Origin of the sequence: Achromobacter sp. 2789STDY5608615 (assembly GCF_001298995.1) — a bacterium.
Classification (GTDB): domain Bacteria; phylum Pseudomonadota; class Gammaproteobacteria; order Burkholderiales; family Burkholderiaceae_B; genus Achromobacter; species Achromobacter insuavis.
In genome coordinates this window covers 40,624-56,834 of sequence record NZ_CYTY01000038.1, presented here as the reverse complement: position 1 = coordinate 56,834, position 16,211 = coordinate 40,624, and the positions used below count along the sequence as shown (strand labels likewise).

The window sequence follows — 16,211 nt, the reverse complement described above, 5'->3', positions numbered from 1 at the left end:
TGGGCGCGCACCAGGGGCTGCGGTTGGCGACGGTGCAGGGCACGCGCGGTCCGGGCGCCAGCGCGCTCGATGGCGACAAGGCGCCGCTGGCGGCGATGCACCGGGCGGTCTCGGGCACGGTGGCGGGCGACAGCGTGGACGGCGCGCGCGGCGACGCTTCGGCCAAGCATACCGACGCGGCGCAGGGCAAGGTGCCGCACGCGACCGATCCGGTGGTGCTGATGGCGGCGCGCGCCGGGTTGGCGCAGATCGCCGGGCAGCACCTGCAGTACACCGCTGGCGAGGCGGTGCACTGGTCTTCGGGCAAGGACCAGAACCTGGCCGTGATGGGCGCGCTGCGTCTGCACACGGGGCAGGGCCTGGGCATGGTGGCGGGCCTGCAGCAGGGCGGGGCGGGCTCGGGCCTGGACCTGATCTCGGCCAAGGGCAACGTCGACATCCAGGCCCAGCACGACATCCTGCGGGTGCAGGCGCAGCAGGACCTGACGGTCGGCAGCGCCCAGACCGCGGTGGAATACGCCGCGCCCAAGCGCATCCGCATCGCGACGGCGGCGGGCGCCAGCATCGTGCTCGAGGGCGGCAACATCACTGTCACCGCGCCCGGCCGCATCGACGTCAAGACCGGCAACAAGCAGTTCGCCGGGCCGGACCAGCTGCCGTATCCCTTCCCGCAGTTCCCGCAGAGCGTCTGCGTCAGCTGCGCGGTGGAGGCGGCCGCGGGCGGTTCCGCGATGACGGTGAAGAATGCTTGAGGACCGCGACACCTGGATCGATCCCGCCGCGCCGGACGTGGCGCGGGCCTTGCACGACGCCGCCTGGAACCACCCGGACGCGCCGGAGCGCTACGTGCTGCTCGACGCCGCTTTCTCGCCGCGCCTGCCCGAGCGGCTGGCGCGCTGGCTGGACGCGGAGGACTATTGCTCGCTCTACGCCGGCCGCTACCAGGGCGAGGGCCTGGACCAGGTGGCGCCGTATCTGCTGCGGCTGCCCTGGGTGCCGGCGCTGCGCGCGCCGCTGTGCGACAAGCTCCTGCAACTGACGCGGGGCCGGCCGATGTTGAGCCTGGTGACCACGCCGGCATCGCTGGCGCAATTGGCGGATCACCTGGGCCGGCAGATCGAGGCGGTCGACGCCGACGGCAAGGCGTACCTGCTGCGCCTGGCCGACACGCGTTCCTTCGCCGCGCTGCTGGATGTGTTCGCGCCGGCCCAGCGCCAGCGGTTGCTGGCGGGCATCGAGCGCTGGTCGTACGTGGACCGCCACGGCGCGCTGCGGGTGGCGCAAGGGGATCCGCGCTTCGATCCGGACGCGCCGACCGACCCCTATGTGATCGCCGCGGATCAGCAACGCCATCTGCGCCTGCTGGCGCTGCCGGATGCGATCCTGCGCTTCGTGCAGTTGCGCGCGCCGTTGTTCGGCGCGTTGAATGGCCCGCCGTCGACCGCGTACCAACTGATCCTGGAAGGCGTGCAGCGCCTGGCGCGGCGCGGGCTGGACAACGAAGCGCTGGCCTATCGGCACGCGCTGGCGTTGCTGCGCCGCCGCGGAATGCTGGCGCCCGTCAATCCGATGCCGTCTCTGGCCGCTTCCAGCACGGAACTGTCCTCATGACTTTCAAATTCCGCTTCGCCGGCCCCTGCCGCGAGATTCCCTCGGACCTGGATTTCCGCGAACAGCGCAAGGCCTGCCAGCGCATGGGCGAAAAGGCCGGCACGGACTGCTCGATCGAGCTGTTCTTCGGCTTCTTCTTCGATGGCACGCGCAACAACATGTACATGTCGGAGCGGGCCGGCAACCACACGCAGACCAATGTCGCCCGGCTGTATTCCGTGTTCGACGACGCCGTTGATCCCAGCTACAGCGCCCGTCAGCATCGTTTCCGGTCCTATGTCGAGGGCGTCGGCACCCCTTGTGTCGATAAGGTGGGCGATCCCGGCACAGGGGCCCATGCGCAGGCCGGCGCCGCCGCCGGGTGGGGCGGCGAGGCTCGTATCAACTGGGCGTTGCTGGAGTTCCAGAACCACCTGCACCAGCACTTCACATCGCGCGCCTTGACGGCGGCTCTGGGCCAGGACACCCGCGCCCTCGTCCGGGAGATGAGCGCGGACATGTCCCTGTCGCGCCTGCAGATCGAGGACCTGGCCAAGGCCGCCAAGATCCCGTTGGCCGCCTATACCGGGATGAGTCCGGGCGATGGGGCCGATGTCCTGGCCCGGCGCACGCAGGGTTTTCTGGACACCTTGTTGCGTGTCCGGGAGGTCAACAACACCGAACCGAAGGACATGGGACGCTATACGGTGCTGGCGCGGCGCAACCGGGACCTGCGGACCATGCTGGCAGGCTATCTGGACGCCAAGCCGAAGATCGAGCGCATCCGGGTATCCATCTTCGGTTTCTCGCGCGGCGCGGCGGAGGCCCGGGTCTTCGCCAACTGGCTCAAGGATGCGTGCGATCCGCCCGAGGGCATTTCGTTCTATCAGCCCCGCGGCGATGGCGTGCTGCGCCTGGCGGGCATCAAGGTCGACCTCGATTTCATGGGGTTGTTCGATACCGTGGCGTCCGCGGGCATCGCCCAGAGCGTGAGCGAGGACGTCTGGGACGGCCACGGCGCCTGGGCGCGCAAGAAAGACCTGGAGATTCCGAACGCGGTGTCGCGCTGCGTTCACATGGTCGGCGCTCACGAAGTGCGCGGGTCTTTTCCGCTGGACCTGATCGATGGGCCGAGCTACGAGGAAATCGTCTATCCGGGCGTGCACTCGGACGTGGGCGGCGGCTATAAGCCGGCGGAGCAGGGCCGCGGCACGAGGGACAGCGACAAGCTGTCGCAGATCCCGCTGTGCGATATGTACCGGGAAGCCGTGCAGGCCGGCGTTCCGCTGCGGCTTCATACCGCTCCCGGACCCGCGCAGGCCCGATTCCAGGTGTCGGCGGAACTGCGCGCCGCCTTCAACGCCTACGTGACCGCGACCGCCGACATTTCGCAGAAGCAGACGTCGACCCGGCGCATCATGTACAACCACTACGTGCAGTATTTGCGTTGGCGGCGCTTGCGCGCCGATCGCGGACCGGAGTGGATCGGCGGCATTCCCAGCTCGCTGCGGGCCAGGGCCAACTATCCGCAGGACTACGAAGACTTGGTGCGGGCCAATGACGAACTGCTGCTGGAAGTGCGCAAGCTGACGACGGACAATGCGCTGGAGCGCACGTCGACGCCGACGGCCATGCCAGGCGCCGGGGGCGGAGGCGCCCGGCTCTACGACAGCGTCATGCTGCTGCTGCGAGGAAACAAGGAGAAGATGTGGCTCGATCAACTCCGCACCGTCTGGAATCTCCCCGGCCGTCCGGCCGCGGCGGTAATCGACCTGCTGGACAACTTCGTGCATGATTCGCGCGCCTGGTTCAAGCCGCTGGGCAAGGATGACGACGTCTGGATCGCGATGCAGAAGGACCGCATCAAGCAGCTGGAAAAACGCGAGAAAGAGGCCGAGGAGTATGTTGCCGTCGGGCGTCCCGACCTGGCGCTGATCGCGCGCCCCAACAAGCAGGAACAGGCGGAACTGGCACGCTACCGCGCCAACCCGGACGATCTGGTGTTGCAATCGGACGGGCGGGAGTTTTATTGGCAGTGGGGATATCTGCGCTGGCGTTCGGTTTACGCCAATCCCCAGGTTCGTGCGCAAAGGGAAGCGCAGCAGGACCGGGAGCAAACGCAGCGGGCCTTGCAGAACATGCCGATGAATTTCAACGCCTTGCCCCGGTTCTAGTCATGCGGATATCAAGCGCGTCACGGAGTTGCTGGTTCACGCCGCGGGGCCTGATCGCCTCGGGCCGCTATGCGTTGGTCGGTGTCTTGCTGGCCGTTCAGGCGTGGGCGGGCCAGCCCGCATGGGCCCAGTCGATGCCGATACCCGAGACGCTTGGTGTCCGGCTCGGCATCATCAATTACCTTGGTGAAGGCCTGGATCCCGTGTATATCAATCAAGGCTGGGCCGGGAACGCCCGGCCGCGTTCTCATAGTTCGGGCACCTGCTGCGTTGCCATTCCAACGCAGTGGAAGCCCGGCATGACAATGCGCATCGAGTGGCGCACGGATTCCATGTTCAAGCGCGGGGAAACCCAACTGATGGTGCGTGATGCGCCCGTGCTGCCTTATGAACCCTTCCACGATGGCTATGCCTGGGCGGTGTTTCTGCCGGGCGGAGAGATCTTCGTGCAACCGTCCGACTACGGTCCGGGAGGCCCGGGTTTCCTGCAGGGGCTGCCGCAGCCGGCGGACGCGACCGAGGCGGACCTGAAGCGTTTCCTCGACAAGCACCCGCCGCCACCCGCCATGGCGCCGTCGCGCTAGCTCCGCGGCAGCGCCAGCAATTCACCCATGCGCACCGGTCCGCGCACCGACGGCGTGTCGGCCCAGCGCACCTTGTCCGGCCCGAACAGTACGATGGCGGTCGAACCCAGTTTGAAGCGGCCCATCTCGGCGCCCTTGTCCAGGTGGATCGGCGCGCGGGCGGCGTCGTCGTAACGCACCGCCTTGACGCGGCGCTTGTACGGCGTGACCAGGCCGGCCCAGACGGTTTCGATCGAGGCCACGATCATGGCGCCGACCAGCACCACGGCCATGGGGCCGTGCTCGGTGTCGAAGATGCAGACCACGCGTTCGTTGCGCGCGAACAGGCGCGGCACGTTGCGCGCGGTGAGCGGATTGACCGAGAACAGCCGGCCCGGCACGTGGATCATCTCGCGCAGCGTGCCGGCCACCGGCATGTGGACGCGGTGGTAGTCCTTGGGCGACAGATAGATGGTGGCGAATTCGCCGCCCTGGAACGGCGCGGCGCGTTCGGTGTCGCCGCCCAGCAGGTCGGTCAGGCCATAGCTGTGGCCCTTGGCCTGGAAGATGCGGCCATGCTCGATGGCGCCCATCTGGCTGATGGCGCCGTCGGCCGGGCACAGCACGCCGCCGGGCTCATCGTCCAGCGGCCGCGCGCCCGGCTTGAGGGCGCGGGTGAAGAAATCGTTGAAGCACTCGTAGGCCAGCGCGTCTTCCTGCTCGGCTTCGCGCATGTCCACGCCATACTTGCGCACGAAGCGCGAGATCATCCAGTTCTTGACCGCGGGTTCCCGGCAGTCCGAGGCGTATCCGAAGAAACGCGACACCAGGTGATGCGGCGCGAGGTACTGGCTGGCGAGGAAGATCTGGTCTTTGATGGGCATCTAGGAGCGCTAAAAAACGCGTCCCGCGGACAGCGGGACGTGGTTGGAGGTTGTCGCGCACGGGGCGGTGTCGATGGCTGCGTGGCCGATCGCGCCCGGGCGTGCAATTCGCGGGATTGTAACGCGTCCGGCCGCGAATGGACCATGGGGCGGACAGCTTTCGTCGTGCGATTTGACGGGCCGCGGCGCGCTATGCCGGCCGTGCCGTTACGCCGCCTGGGCCGTATCGGCCGGCGCGACGCCCTGGCGCCGGTAGGCGCCCGGCCCGGCGCCGAAGTGCTGCTTGAAGGCGCGCGCGAACGCGGCTTCCGATTGGTAGCCGCATTCGGCGGCCACGCGCGCCACCGACCATTTGCGGCGTTCCAGCTGGCGCGCGGCGTGTTCCATGCGGATCGCGGTCAGCAGGCGCAGCGGCGTCAGGCCGCTGGCGCGGACGAACTGGCGCGCGAAGGTGGCCCGCGACAGATGGCAGCGTTCGGCCAGCGACGCCAGGGTCCATGGCTCGGTGGGCGCCAGCAGCATCGACTGCACCGCGGGCGCGAGCCGCGCATCGGCCATCAGGGCCAGCAGGCCGCGGGTCTGCTGGCCGTCATGGACCAGGGCCCGCAGCACCAGCGTGAAGAGGGCGGTGGACAGCTGATTGATGATGGCCGCGCCGCCCAGCCGCGGCTGCTCGGCCTCGGCCCGCATCAACCCGAGCAGGGCGGCCAGCGCGGTGTTGCCGCCGATGGCGGCGGCCCGCAGCACCATGGCCTGCGGCAGCGCCATCAGCAGCAGGCCGCCGGCGCGGCCCAACGTGAATACGCCGCACAGCATTTCCAGGCGCGGCCCCGGGCCTTCCTGGGTCAGTTCGGTCAGGACGCCGTTGTGGCGGATGTCGGCGGGCGGCGAGGCGGCCGGCGCGGTGTCGTCGATGCCGCGCAGCAGGTGCGAGGCGCCGTGCGGCAGCAGCAGGATGTCGCCGGCCCGCAGCGCCAGCTCGTCGCGCCCGACGCGGGCCACGCCTTCGCCTTGCAGGATGACGTGGTAGGGCACGTGGCCCGCCGGCGCCTGCGGGCGGTCGGCGCGCCAGCGGCCGCCGTAGCGGCACAGCAGGTCCACCGTGCCGGCGGGCTCGACCGTCGACAGGAGCTGGCTCAGGCTGTCCATGGGTTCAGGGCATGAGAAGGCGGGCGCGACCGCCGCGGCGCGGCGGGACATGCCTGCGATTCTATGCCGGTTCGGCGCGCGCGGTCAGGCCGCGGCCTTGGCCGACAGCTTGGTCTTGTAGAGCCAGTCCTTGTAGTCGTCCAGGTCGCCGTCGAACGGGCTGAAGCGGCCGTCGGCCACGATGATGAACTGGTCGGTGGTGGCGCGCAGCAGGTGGCGGTCGTGCGACACCAGCACCAGCGTGCCTTCGAACTGCGCCAGCGCGGTGGTCAGCGCTTCGCGGGTCTCCAGGTCCAGGTGGTTGGTGGGCTCGTCCAGCAGCAGCAGGTTGGGGCGCTGCCAGACGATCAGCGCCAGCGCCAGGCGCGCCTTCTCGCCGCCGGAGAACGGCGCGATCGAGCTGGTGGCCATGGCGCCGTTGAAATTGAAGCTGCCCAGGAAGTTGCGCAGTTCCTGTTCGCGCACGGTCGGCGCGATCTTGGTCATGTGCCACAACGGCGATTCGTCATGGCGCAGCATCTCGACCTGGTGCTGGGCGAAGTAGCCGATCGACAGGCCCTTGTTGAACTGGGTGTCGCCCGCCAACGATTGCAGCTCGCCGGCGATGGTCTTGATGAAGGTCGACTTGCCGGCGCCGTTGATGCCCAGCAGGCCCAGGCGCTGGCCCGCCTGCAGCGAGAAGTCGATGCCCGACACGATGATCTTGTCGGACGTGAGGCCGCTGTCCTCGTCGGTGTTGCGGTAGCCGGCGCTGACCTTGTCCATCGTCAAGAGCGGATTGGGCGCGCGCAGCGGTTCGCGGAACTCGAACGAGAACTCGGCGGCGGCGCGCAGCGGCGCCACTTCCTCCATGCGGGCCAGCGCCTTGATGCGGCTCTGCGCCTGGCGCGCCTTGCTGGCCTGGGCCTTGAAGCGGTCGATGAACGACTGCAGGTGCGCGCGCTGGCGCATCTGCTTTTCCATCATGCCCTGCGCCAGCTCCAGCTGGGCGGCGCGCTGGCGCTCGAACGACGAGTAGTTGCCCGAATAGCGCTTGAGCTTGCGCTCGTCGATGTGGACGATGACGTTGACCACGCCGTCCAGGAAGTCGCGGTCGTGCGAGATGACGATGAGCGTGCCGGGATAGCGCTTGAGCCAGTCTTCCAGCCAGATGATGGCGTCCAGGTCCAGGTGGTTGGTGGGCTCGTCCAGCAGCAGCAGGTCGGACGGGCACATCAGGGCCTGCGCCAGGTTCAGGCGCATGCGCCAGCCGCCCGAGAAACTGGTCAGCGGCAACTGCATCTGCGCCTGCGTGAAGCCCAGGCCGGTCAGCAATTGTTCGGCGCGCGAATGCACGGTGTAGGCGTCGGCGTCGGCCAGCGCGGCGTAGATGTCGGCCATGCGCAGGCCGTTCTCGGCGCTCTCGGGTTCCGCTTCCAGCGCGGCCAGTTCGGCTTCGAGCCTGCGTAGCGTGACGTCGCCGTCGATGGCGTATTCGATGGCGGGGCGGTCGAGCGCGGGCGTTTCCTGCGCCACGTAGGCCATGCGCCAGCTGGCGGGGTAGTCCAGGTCGCCCTGGTCGGCGTGCAGCGTGCCGCGCAGCAGGCCGAACAGGCTCGACTTGCCGGCGCCGTTGGCGCCGATCAGGCCGATCTTGTCGCCGGGGTTCAGGAGCAGGTCGACCTTGTCGAACAAGGGCTTGACGCCGCGCATCAGTGAAACTTGTTGGAAGCGGATCATGAATCGTGTGGCTGGAGGGTGCCGACCGGGGTGGCGTGAAATAAGCGCGGCAAGGCTCCCGCCACAAAGTGCGGCGCAAAAAGAAGGAACCGTGGAGCGATCGCGCCGGCGGCGCGACATGCGGACCGCGTCGGGCGCGGCAGGCGGACGGGGCCGATGCCCATCCGATCGCGGGCGCTATTGTAGCCGGCCGCGCGGACCCGCGCCCGAGGGCGGGTTCAGCCAGTCGTGGCGCGGCTTCAGGCCGGGGCCGAGCGCGCGGCGATGGCGTCGGCCAGGGCCAGCAGGCGTTCGGCCTCGCGCGCGTGCAGGTTCTCGACCAGCGCGCCGTCCACCACCGCCACTCCCTGGCCGGCGGCCTGGGCGGCGCGCCAGGCATCGAGCCGCTTGCGCGCGCTGGCCAGTTCGGCATCGGTCGGCGCGAAGGCCGCGTTGGCGGCGGCGATCTGCTTCGGGTGGATCAAGGTCTTGCCATCGAAGCCCTGGTCGCGTCCCTGCCGGCAGGCGGCGGCCAGGCCGGCATCGTCATCGAGATCCAGGTGCACGCCATCCAGCACCGCCAGGCCATGGGCGCGCGCGGCCAGCACCGCCAGCGAGCGTGCCAGCAGCGTCTCGTGGCGTTCGGGCGTGTGGCGCGCGTGCAGGTCCTTGACCAGGTCGGAGGTGCCCACCACGATGGCCGCGAGCCGCGCGTGGCCGCCGGCGATGGCGTCCAGGCGCAGGAAGCCCAGCGGGGTCTCGGCCATCGCCCACAGCGGCAGCGCGGCGGGCGCGCCGGCCGCGTCCAGCGCCTGCGCCAGGGTTTCCAGTTCGGCCGCCGATTGCACCTTGGGCAGCAACACCGCGTCGGCGCCGGCCTGCGCGATGGCGCGCACGTCGTCCAGGCCCCACGGCGTATCCAGCGCATTGACGCGCACCACGCATTCGCGCCGGCCATAGCCGCCGGCGCGCAGGGCCGCGGCGACCTGCTGGCGCGCCAGCGCCTTGGCGTCGGGCGCGACCGCGTCTTCCAGGTCCAGGATCAGCGTGTCGGCATCGAGGCTGCGCGCCTTGTCCAGCGCGCGCGCATTGGCGCCCGGCATGTAGAGGACGGAACGGCGGGGACGGGCGGCGAGGGACATGGATTCAACTCTTGGGATTGCTGATGACCTGCACGGGCATGGTGCAGACATAGCCGACGCCATACACCGTGCGGATGCCCATGTCGCCGCCGGCCTGCGCGCGCAGCTTGCGGCGCAGGCGATGCATGTGGGCGTCGAGCCGGTGGGTGTCGTAGGCTTCGGCGCTGGCGCCCAGCGCCTCGACCAGCCGGCCGCGCGACAGCGGCAGCGGCGCGGCCTGGATCAGCGCGCCGATCAGGCGGCTCTCGGTGTCGGTGATGTCGACATGGATGCGCTTGGGCGACACCAGCATGCGGCGCGCCGGATCGAAGCGCCAGACGTCGGCGCTGGGCGCCTCGGGGCTGTTGGCGGGCACCACGCGCAGGCGGCGCGACAGCGAGACGAGCGTCGCGCCCAGTTCGGCCAGGTTGACGGGCTTGGTCAGGTAATGGTCGGCGCCCAGGCTCAGGCCGGACACCTTGTCCTCGCTCAACAGGCGCCCGGTGAGCATGATAATGCCCATTGAGGGATAGGTGGTGCGCAGGTGGGACACGCGCGCCAGTCCGTCGCCGTCGGGCAGCATGGCATCCAGCACCAGGATGCCGGGGGTGACGCTCAGCAGCAGTTGGTCGAGTTCGGACAGCGAGCCCGCGGTGAGGATGGCTTCGCCCAGGCCGAGGTCGTGGATGAATTCGGCGATGGTGTCGCGCCAGTCCCCGTGATCGTCGACGATGATGATGGTCACGGCGCCGGTCGAGCAGGCGGTTGTGCGCGAGGCGCTCCAAGGGCAAACACGCTTTCCGCTCCTTTCATGCTACGGCTTCTTATTGGTGTGAGTGAGTCCGCCTGGCGCGGGCCGGATACGGCGCCATCGGTGTGATCCCCTCGAGGCGCTCTCGCGGAGAATATCATTATCGCCGTTGCGGCGGCGCGGCATATTGCGGTGCAGCGAACGCTGTTGCAAGGCGCCCCGAACCGCGCCCATGCCGGTGGTCAAAAAATGATCAGCCCCGTCAACGGCGCCGTAACGGCCAGCAGCCGTGCGCCCGCGAATTTCTTATCCACAGTTTCTGTGGATAAGAAAGCCGCCTGACAGTTGTTCAGCGGTTCAGCGCCGCCGGGTCATTGCGGCGGCGTCGTCGAGTCCGCCAGGTATTCCACCGGCACGCCCTGCGGCACCGTGCGCACGCGATCGCGTTCGATGCGGGGCGGGGCGAAGCGCGTCTTGCGGGCCGCCGCGTTCTGCAGCAGCACCGACAGCACCGCGCCCTTGTCCTGGATCCATTGGGTCTTGCCGCGCAACAGCTTCATCGCGTTCTCGGCGGTTCCCAACTTGTAGGACATCGAGTTGATCTGAACGGAATTCTTGCCGTTGAAAGCGGACTCGTCCTGCTCGGCAATGGCCGCGGCGTCGAGGTTGCTGCTTTCGTGGTCGACGCGGTAGATGAACTTGAGGCTGCTGAACGGATCCTGCACCACGACGAGCTTGTCCGAACCCGAGACGTCCGACAGCATGCCGATGACCAATGATTCCACCAGCTGGTTGCCCCGTTGTTCTTCGGTGTAGATGAAGATGGTGCGCTGGTTGTGCCCGAGCGGCGAGGGCGGGGCGAGGGGAGAACGATCCATACCTGACTTGAAAGAGGCGGGGCGGGTGGAAACTTGCTCCGCGGTACTGCGTTAACGGCGTCAAGTTGCGTGAACTTGAGCGCCGGCCTTGATGTCAACAAAGAACAATGCCCCGCCCGGGCTACGGCGCGCGCCGCAGGCGTGCCAGCAGGCGCGCTTTGGCGGCGGGCCAATCCTCGTCGAGGATGGCGAAATAGACCATGTCGCGGGTGCGTCCGGACTGCGCGATGAGGTGCTTGCGGAACACCCCTTCCTCGACGCCGCCGATACGGAGAATGGCCTGCCGGGATTGCAGGTTGGTCACTTCCGTCTTGAACACAACCCGCATGATACCAATTGTTTCAAAGGCGTGCTGCAATAAAAGATATTTGGCTTCGGTGTTGGCGCCGCTGCGCTGGCTGGCGGGGGTGAGCCAGGTGGCGCCGATCTCCAGGCGCTTGTGCGGCAGGGCGATATCCATATAACGCGTGGTGCCGATGACCTGGCCGTCGGCGCGGCGCACGATGGCGAACGGCAGGCAGGCGCCGGCGGCCTGGCCGTCCAGCGCGCGCTCGACATAGCGGCGCATGTCGTCGGCCGATGCGACCGGTTCGGGTTGCAGCCGCCACAGTTCGGGATGCGGTCCGACCTCGGCCAGCGCGGCGGCGTGCGCCAGGGTCAGGGGTTCGAGCCGGACGATCTCGCCTTCCAGGGTGACGGGCGGCAGGCGGGCGGGGGAGGACATGACGGGAGACTCCGCGGGCGCGTCGCGGTCGGGCGCGCGCCGTCATGGCGGCGTCCCGGACGCCCAGCGATTCTACGCCCGCCGTCGGCGGCTTGCCGAACCCCGCGCCCGGGCGCAGAATGCGGCGCATGAAAACAGACGTGGTTGTCCTGGGCGCGGGCATCATCGGGGTGAGCGCCGCGCTGCACCTGCAGGCGCGCGGCCGTTCGGTGGTCCTGCTGGACCGGCGCGGTCCCGGCGAGGAAACCAGCTACGGCAATGCCGGGCTGATCGAGCGCGCCAGCGTCATTCCCTATGCCTTTCCGCGCGACTGGCGCAGCCTGCTGCGCTATGCCGGCAACCGCACGCCGGACGTGCGTTACCACGCGCGTTTCCTGCCGCGCATCGCGCCCTGGCTGCTGCGCTATTGGTGGCATTCGGCGCCGTCGCGGCTGGCGCGCGCCGCGGCCGCGATGCTGCCGCTGATCGAGCGCAGCGTGGCCGAGCACGATGCGCTCAAGGACGCCGCCGGCATCGGCGCGCTGTTCCGCCGCAATGGCTGGATCGACGGCATGCGCAGCCAGCAGAGCCTGGACCGCGCCGCGGCCGACGCCGCCGCGCTGGCCGATTACGGATTGGATTACCAGGTGCTGGACCGCCAGGCCCTGGCGGCCCTGGAACCGTCGTTGTCGCCGCGCATGGTGGGCGCGATTCACTGGCGCGACCCGGTCAACGTGTCGGATCCCGGCGCGGTGGCGCGCGGCTACGCGGCCCTGTTCCAGCAGCGCGGCGGCCAGTTGGCGCGGGGCGATGCGCGCAGCCTGGAAGCGGTGTCCGGCGGCTGGCGCGTGCGCGGCGTGACCGGGCCGGTCGAGGCGCGCGAGGCGGTGGTGGCGCTGGGGCCGTGGTCGCCCGACGTGCTGCGGCCACTGGGCTATCGCGTGCCCATGGCGGTCAAGCGCGGCTATCACCAGCATTTCGCGTTGGAAGACGGGGCGGCGTTGTCGCATCCGGTGGCGGATATCGACAGCGGCTTTGTGATGTCGCCCATGACGCTGGGCCTGCGCCTGACCACCGGCGCCGAGTTCGCGCCGCGCGACGCGCCGCCGTCGCCGGTGCAGGTGGCGCGCACGCGGGCGCTGGCGGCGCAGTTGCTGCCGCTGGGCGAGGCGGTGGAGAAAACGCCCTGGATGGGCTGTCGGCTCTGCATGCCGGACATGCGTCCGGTGATCGGCGCGGCGCCGCGCCATGCGGGTCTGTGGCTGGCCTTCGGCCACGCGCACCACGGTTTCACGCTGGGGCCGGTGACCGGAAAGCTGCTGGCCTGCCTGATGACGGGACAGGCGCCGGACATGGATCCGGCGCCGTATGCATTGAACCGCTAGGCCCGCCCGGGACGCGGGCGGTTGCCGGGGGCCGCCCGGTGCGTGCGCCGCGACGCGGCGCGGACCGGGGCGGCGGCAGGCCGCTTCAGGCGGCCTTGGTGCGGCGCTGGCGCACCGCGTCGGCCAGCAGGTCCAGCACCGGCAGGGTCTGGCTCCAGCCCAGGCAGGCGTCGGTGATCGATACGCCATGGCGCAGCGGCTGGCCGGGCTTGAGGTCCTGGCGGCCTTCCTCGAGATGGCTCTCGATCATCACGCCGGTGATGCGGCTGTCGCCCTGGGACAGCTGGGCGGCGATGTCGCGGGCCACGTCGACCTGGCGCAGGTGCGACTTGTTGGAGTTGGCGTGCGAGCAGTCGATCATGACCTGTTCGCGCTGGCCGGCGGCGCGCAGCACGGCGCAACAGGCGTCGACGCTGGCCGCGTCGTAGTTGGGGCCTTGCTTGCCGCCGCGCAGGATCACGTGGGTGTCTGCATTGCCGCGGGTTTCGAAGATGGCGGCCATGCCCATCTTGGTCATGCCCATGAAGGCGTGCTTGGCGCTGGCGGCGACGATGGCGTCGGCCGCGATCTGCACGCCGCCGTCGGTGCCGTTCTTGAAGCCCAGCGGGCAGCTCAGGCCGGAGCTGAGCTGGCGGTGGCTGGGGCTTTCGGTGGTGCGCGCGCCGATGGCGCCCCAGGCGATCAGGTCGGCGATGTACTGCGGGCTGAGCAGGTCGAGGAATTCGGTGGCGATCGGCAGGCCCAGGCCGCTGATGTCCAGCAGCAGTTCGCGGGCGCGGCGCAGGCCTTCGTTGATGCGGAAGCTGCCGTCCAGGCGCGGGTCGTTGATGTAGCCCTTCCAGCCGACGGTGGTGCGCGGCTTCTCGAAATAGACACGCATCACGATCAGCAGGTCGTCACGGTACTGGTCGGCGGCGGCGCGCAGCTGGCGCGCGTATTCCATGGCCTGGCCGTGGTCGTGGATCGAGCAGGGGCCGACCACCAGCACCAGGCGGTCGTCGCGGCCATGCAGCACGTCGGCGATGCGGGCGCGGCTGTCCTCGACCAGCGTCTGGATCTCGGCCGACACCGGCAACTCGTCCTGCAGCAGGGCGGGCGAGATCAGCGGACGCACGGCGCTGATGCGGGTGTCGTCCGTGCGGGTGTTGTCCTGGGTGGCGTCGGCCGTGCCGACCTCGCGGTCGTGCAGGGGATCGTCAATGCGGGTCAAGGGAAGCTCCGTGCCGTAGATGCGGGAAAGACCGCCATTATCGCACCGGCGGGCGTCGTCCGTCCGGGCTATGTCCCCGTGTGCCCTAGGACGATCGATGGCGACCGGGCGGCAAATGGGCCTAGGACGTGTTCGGTGGCGCTACAGTCGGGGAAGATGCCTTAGCATTGACCCAACGCGTTCCCGCGACCGCGCCCCGGCCTGGCGGCCCACGCCAGGGTCACCGCATGCCGATACGCCCGAGGACATGACCGATGCCCAAATCCGACGCCGGCGCCTCTCGACGGATTCTCCTGGTGGAAGACCACCCGGTGGAGCGGGCGTATCTGCAGAACATGCTGCTGGCCCTGGGGTACCGGCGGGTGGCCGGGGTCGGCAGCAGCGCCGAGGCCATCGGCGCCCTGGCGCGCCAGGCCTACGATGTGGTGATCAGCGACATCGTCATGGGCGAGGGCGACGGCACCCGCCTGCCCAACGAACTGCGCCAGCTGGTTGACGGCGGCCGGCTCAAGAGCATGCCGCCGATCGTCTGGATCAGCAGCCTTTCCGACGAACTGTTGCAATCGCATGTGCGGCTGGCGCTGCAGGCCGGCTGCCCGTCGTCGCAGGCGCTGGCCAAGCCGGTGACGCGCACCGCCATGCAGCACGCCATCAAGACGGCGCTGCACAGCCTGGACGACGATACGGCGTCGCCGCGCCGCACCGCGGTGCGGCGCGAGGTGATCGAGGCCGAGCTGGGCCGCGCGCTCAATTCCGGCGACGGCATGAGCGTGGTGCTGCAGCCGCAGGTGGACCTGACCACCGGTCGCGCGGTGGCGGCCGAGGCGCTGTCGCGCTGGGATCATCCGACGCTGGGCGCCATTCCGGCGGTCGACTTCGTGCCGGCGGCGCACCGCCTGGGGCTGGACCGGACGCTGTTCAACCGCGTGGCCGACTGCGTGGTCGAGGTGCTGGCCGAGATGCACGCCGAAGGCATCGCGGTGCCGATCGCGATCAATGCCTCGGCCTCGACGCTGTGCGCGCCGGGGCTGCCGGACGGCCTGGAGCAGCGGGTGGCGCAGGCCGGGCTGCCAGCGCGGCTGGTCAAGGTGGAACTGACGGAGGACGAGCCGGTCACCGACTGGCTGGCCCTGTCGTCGGCCCTGAACCTGTTGCGGGTGCGCGGCTTCGAGCTGGCCATGGACGATTTCGGCGCGGGCATCGCCTCGATGCGGCTGTTCTCGGCCATGCCGTTCACCGAACTGAAGATCGACCGCGACTTCATCGTCCACATGCACCGCGAGCCGGCCTCGCGCGCGGTGGTGGCGGCGGCCATCGAGATGGGGCGGGCGCTGGGACGGCGGGTGGTGGCCGAAGGGGTCGAGCAGGAGCGCGACATCCTGCTGCTGCGCGAGCTGGGGTGCACGCTGGCGCAGGGCTACGGCATTTCGATGCCGCTGGCCCCGGCCGATTTCATTGCATTCTGCCGCCGGCAATGAGGCCGGCCGGCGGCGCCGCGATCGCCGCTCAGAGACCGGCCACGTCGATGTCGCCCGGATAGTCGACCGAGAACTTGAGCACCGCGTCGCGCGACTTGCCGGGCTCCATGTCCCAGTTCCACACCAGCACGCCATCGTCTTCGCGCTTGATGTCGCGGTCGGCCGGCGACAGCAGCTTGACCTCGATCTTCTCGTTGCGCGAGATCGGCAGACGGTCCTTGAAGCTCACCTGTTCCTTGGTGGCCTTGTTGTTCTTGACCGTGATCTTGTATTCGTAGGTCACGCGCTTGCCGTTGCCGGAGAAGCCGGTGCTTTCGGTGAACCGGTTGACCAGCTGGCGCTTGATCGAGATGCCGTCGTCGGCGCCCAGGGCCAGCTCGACCTTTTCGCCGGGCATCACCGGCTTCATGGACGAGGCGGCCACGAAGGCGTCCTCCAGGAAGGTGTTGAGCGTGCCCGCCAGGAACGGGTATTCGGTGTTGTTGTTGGCCAGCGCGGTCAGAAAGGCGGCCTCGCGTAGCGCCGGGGTGGACTGGTATTGCAGCGTGGCCGGCAGCTTGGCGGTGGTGATGGCGACGCGCTGCGTGCTGTTGTCGGACGGCAGCGTGGCGGGCTGGCGGATCTGGA

At 69.3% G+C, this 16,211-nt stretch carries 15 protein-coding genes; 6 read left to right on the top strand and 9 right to left on the bottom strand.

The genetic code is table 11. From position 1 onward, the window contains the following. From AOZ49_RS25360 to AOZ49_RS31970, 4 genes are all read left to right on the top strand, one after another. Positions 1 to 752 (top strand): DUF2345 domain-containing protein (locus tag AOZ49_RS25360; RefSeq protein ID WP_156355750.1); only part of this gene is annotated, 752 nt, incomplete at its 5' end. Then, complete coding sequence (locus tag AOZ49_RS25355; protein WP_054478454.1) at positions 745 to 1,611, top strand: DUF4123 domain-containing protein; 867 nt, start codon at positions 745 to 747, stop codon at positions 1,609 to 1,611. The genes AOZ49_RS25360 and AOZ49_RS25355, both read left to right, overlap by 8 nt. Next, complete coding sequence (locus AOZ49_RS25350) at positions 1,608 to 3,764, top strand: T6SS phospholipase effector Tle1-like catalytic domain-containing protein (protein ID WP_054478452.1); 2,157 nt, start codon at positions 1,608 to 1,610, stop codon at positions 3,762 to 3,764. Before AOZ49_RS25355 ends, AOZ49_RS25350 begins: the two co-directional genes overlap by 4 nt. A gap of 2 nt (positions 3,765 to 3,766) precedes the next feature. Further along, a complete protein-coding gene (locus AOZ49_RS31970; protein ID WP_082380584.1) occupies positions 3,767 to 4,348 on the top strand; it encodes a DUF3304 domain-containing protein in 582 nt (193 codons plus the stop codon). On the opposite strand, the gene asd is transcribed toward AOZ49_RS31970, so the two are convergent. From asd to AOZ49_RS25310, 7 genes are all read right to left on the bottom strand, one after another. Then, positions 4,345 to 5,211: an archaetidylserine decarboxylase gene (gene asd, locus AOZ49_RS25340; RefSeq protein WP_054478450.1), complete on the bottom strand. Its 867-nt coding sequence runs from the start codon at positions 5,209 to 5,211 to the stop codon at positions 4,345 to 4,347. The two genes, AOZ49_RS31970 and asd, sit on opposite strands and share 4 nt — an antisense overlap. 207 nt (positions 5,212 to 5,418) lie before the next feature. Beyond that, entirely contained in the window at positions 5,419 to 6,411 is a 993-nt protein-coding gene (locus AOZ49_RS25335) for an AraC family transcriptional regulator (RefSeq protein WP_231690441.1), read from the bottom strand. Positions 6,412 to 6,444: 33 nt separating this feature from the next. Further along, complete coding sequence (locus AOZ49_RS25330) at positions 6,445 to 8,079, bottom strand: ATP-binding cassette domain-containing protein (RefSeq protein ID WP_054478447.1); 1,635 nt, start codon at positions 8,077 to 8,079, stop codon at positions 6,445 to 6,447. Positions 8,080 to 8,318: 239 nt separating this feature from the next. Then, complete coding sequence (locus AOZ49_RS25325) at positions 8,319 to 9,200, bottom strand: HpcH/HpaI aldolase/citrate lyase family protein (RefSeq protein ID WP_054478445.1); 882 nt, start codon at positions 9,198 to 9,200, stop codon at positions 8,319 to 8,321. Between the two features lie 4 nt (positions 9,201 to 9,204). Next, on the bottom strand, positions 9,205 to 9,924 hold the full coding sequence (locus AOZ49_RS25320) for a response regulator transcription factor (RefSeq protein ID WP_054435661.1): 720 nt from the start codon (positions 9,922 to 9,924) through the stop codon (positions 9,205 to 9,207). Between the two features lie 377 nt (positions 9,925 to 10,301). Continuing rightward, entirely contained in the window at positions 10,302 to 10,808 is a 507-nt protein-coding gene (locus AOZ49_RS25315; RefSeq protein WP_054478443.1) for a hypothetical protein, read from the bottom strand. 121 nt (positions 10,809 to 10,929) lie between these two features. After that, positions 10,930 to 11,532, bottom strand: a complete 603-nt coding sequence (locus tag AOZ49_RS25310) for a GNAT family N-acetyltransferase (protein WP_054478442.1) — start codon at positions 11,530 to 11,532, stop codon at positions 10,930 to 10,932. 128 nt (positions 11,533 to 11,660) lie between these two features. Here AOZ49_RS25310 and AOZ49_RS25305 point away from each other — a divergent pair, with 128 nt between their 5' ends. After that, complete coding sequence (locus AOZ49_RS25305; protein ID WP_054478461.1) at positions 11,661 to 12,896, top strand: NAD(P)/FAD-dependent oxidoreductase; 1,236 nt, start codon at positions 11,661 to 11,663, stop codon at positions 12,894 to 12,896. A gap of 85 nt (positions 12,897 to 12,981) precedes the next feature. Here the strand turns inward: AOZ49_RS25305 and AOZ49_RS25300 are convergent, their stop codons facing one another. Further along, a complete protein-coding gene (locus tag AOZ49_RS25300; protein ID WP_054478440.1) occupies positions 12,982 to 14,106 on the bottom strand; it encodes a 3-deoxy-7-phosphoheptulonate synthase in 1,125 nt (374 codons plus the stop codon). Positions 14,107 to 14,360: 254 nt separating this feature from the next. Between AOZ49_RS25300 and AOZ49_RS25295 the strand changes: the two genes are divergently transcribed. Then, the gene (locus AOZ49_RS25295) at positions 14,361 to 15,584 is read left to right on the top strand and encodes an EAL domain-containing response regulator (protein ID WP_054478439.1); all 1,224 of its coding nucleotides are present in this window, start codon (positions 14,361 to 14,363) and stop codon (positions 15,582 to 15,584) included. 28 nt (positions 15,585 to 15,612) lie between these two features. Here AOZ49_RS25295 and AOZ49_RS25290 read toward each other — a convergent pair. After that, positions 15,613 to 16,211: DUF4139 domain-containing protein (locus AOZ49_RS25290; RefSeq protein WP_156355749.1), on the bottom strand; the 599-nt coding region annotated here is incomplete at its 5' end.

Excerpts from the sequence above, each read along its gene's own strand:
- AOZ49_RS25315 (WP_054478443.1), bottom strand. The coding sequence starts at position 10,808 with ATGGATCGTTCTCCCCTCGCCCCGCCCTCGCCGCTCGGGCACAACCAG.
- AOZ49_RS25325 (WP_054478445.1), bottom strand. The coding sequence starts at position 9,200 with ATGTCCCTCGCCGCCCGTCCCCGCCGTTCCGTCCTCTACATGCCGGGC.
- asd (WP_054478450.1), bottom strand. The coding sequence starts at position 5,211 with ATGCCCATCAAAGACCAGATCTTCCTCGCCAGCCAGTACCTCGCGCCG.
- AOZ49_RS25295 (WP_054478439.1), top strand. The coding sequence starts at position 14,361 with ATGCCCAAATCCGACGCCGGCGCCTCTCGACGGATTCTCCTGGTGGAA.
- AOZ49_RS31970 (WP_082380584.1), top strand. The coding sequence starts at position 3,767 with ATGCGGATATCAAGCGCGTCACGGAGTTGCTGGTTCACGCCGCGGGGC.
- AOZ49_RS25310 (WP_054478442.1), bottom strand. The coding sequence starts at position 11,532 with ATGTCCTCCCCCGCCCGCCTGCCGCCCGTCACCCTGGAAGGCGAGATC.
- AOZ49_RS25330 (WP_054478447.1), bottom strand. The coding sequence starts at position 8,079 with ATGATCCGCTTCCAACAAGTTTCACTGATGCGCGGCGTCAAGCCCTTG.
- AOZ49_RS25305 (WP_054478461.1), top strand. The coding sequence starts at position 11,661 with ATGAAAACAGACGTGGTTGTCCTGGGCGCGGGCATCATCGGGGTGAGC.
- AOZ49_RS25335 (WP_231690441.1), bottom strand. The coding sequence starts at position 6,411 with ATGTCCCGCCGCGCCGCGGCGGTCGCGCCCGCCTTCTCATGCCCTGAA.
- AOZ49_RS25350 (WP_054478452.1), top strand. The coding sequence starts at position 1,608 with ATGACTTTCAAATTCCGCTTCGCCGGCCCCTGCCGCGAGATTCCCTCG.
- AOZ49_RS25355 (WP_054478454.1), top strand. The coding sequence starts at position 745 with ATGCTTGAGGACCGCGACACCTGGATCGATCCCGCCGCGCCGGACGTG.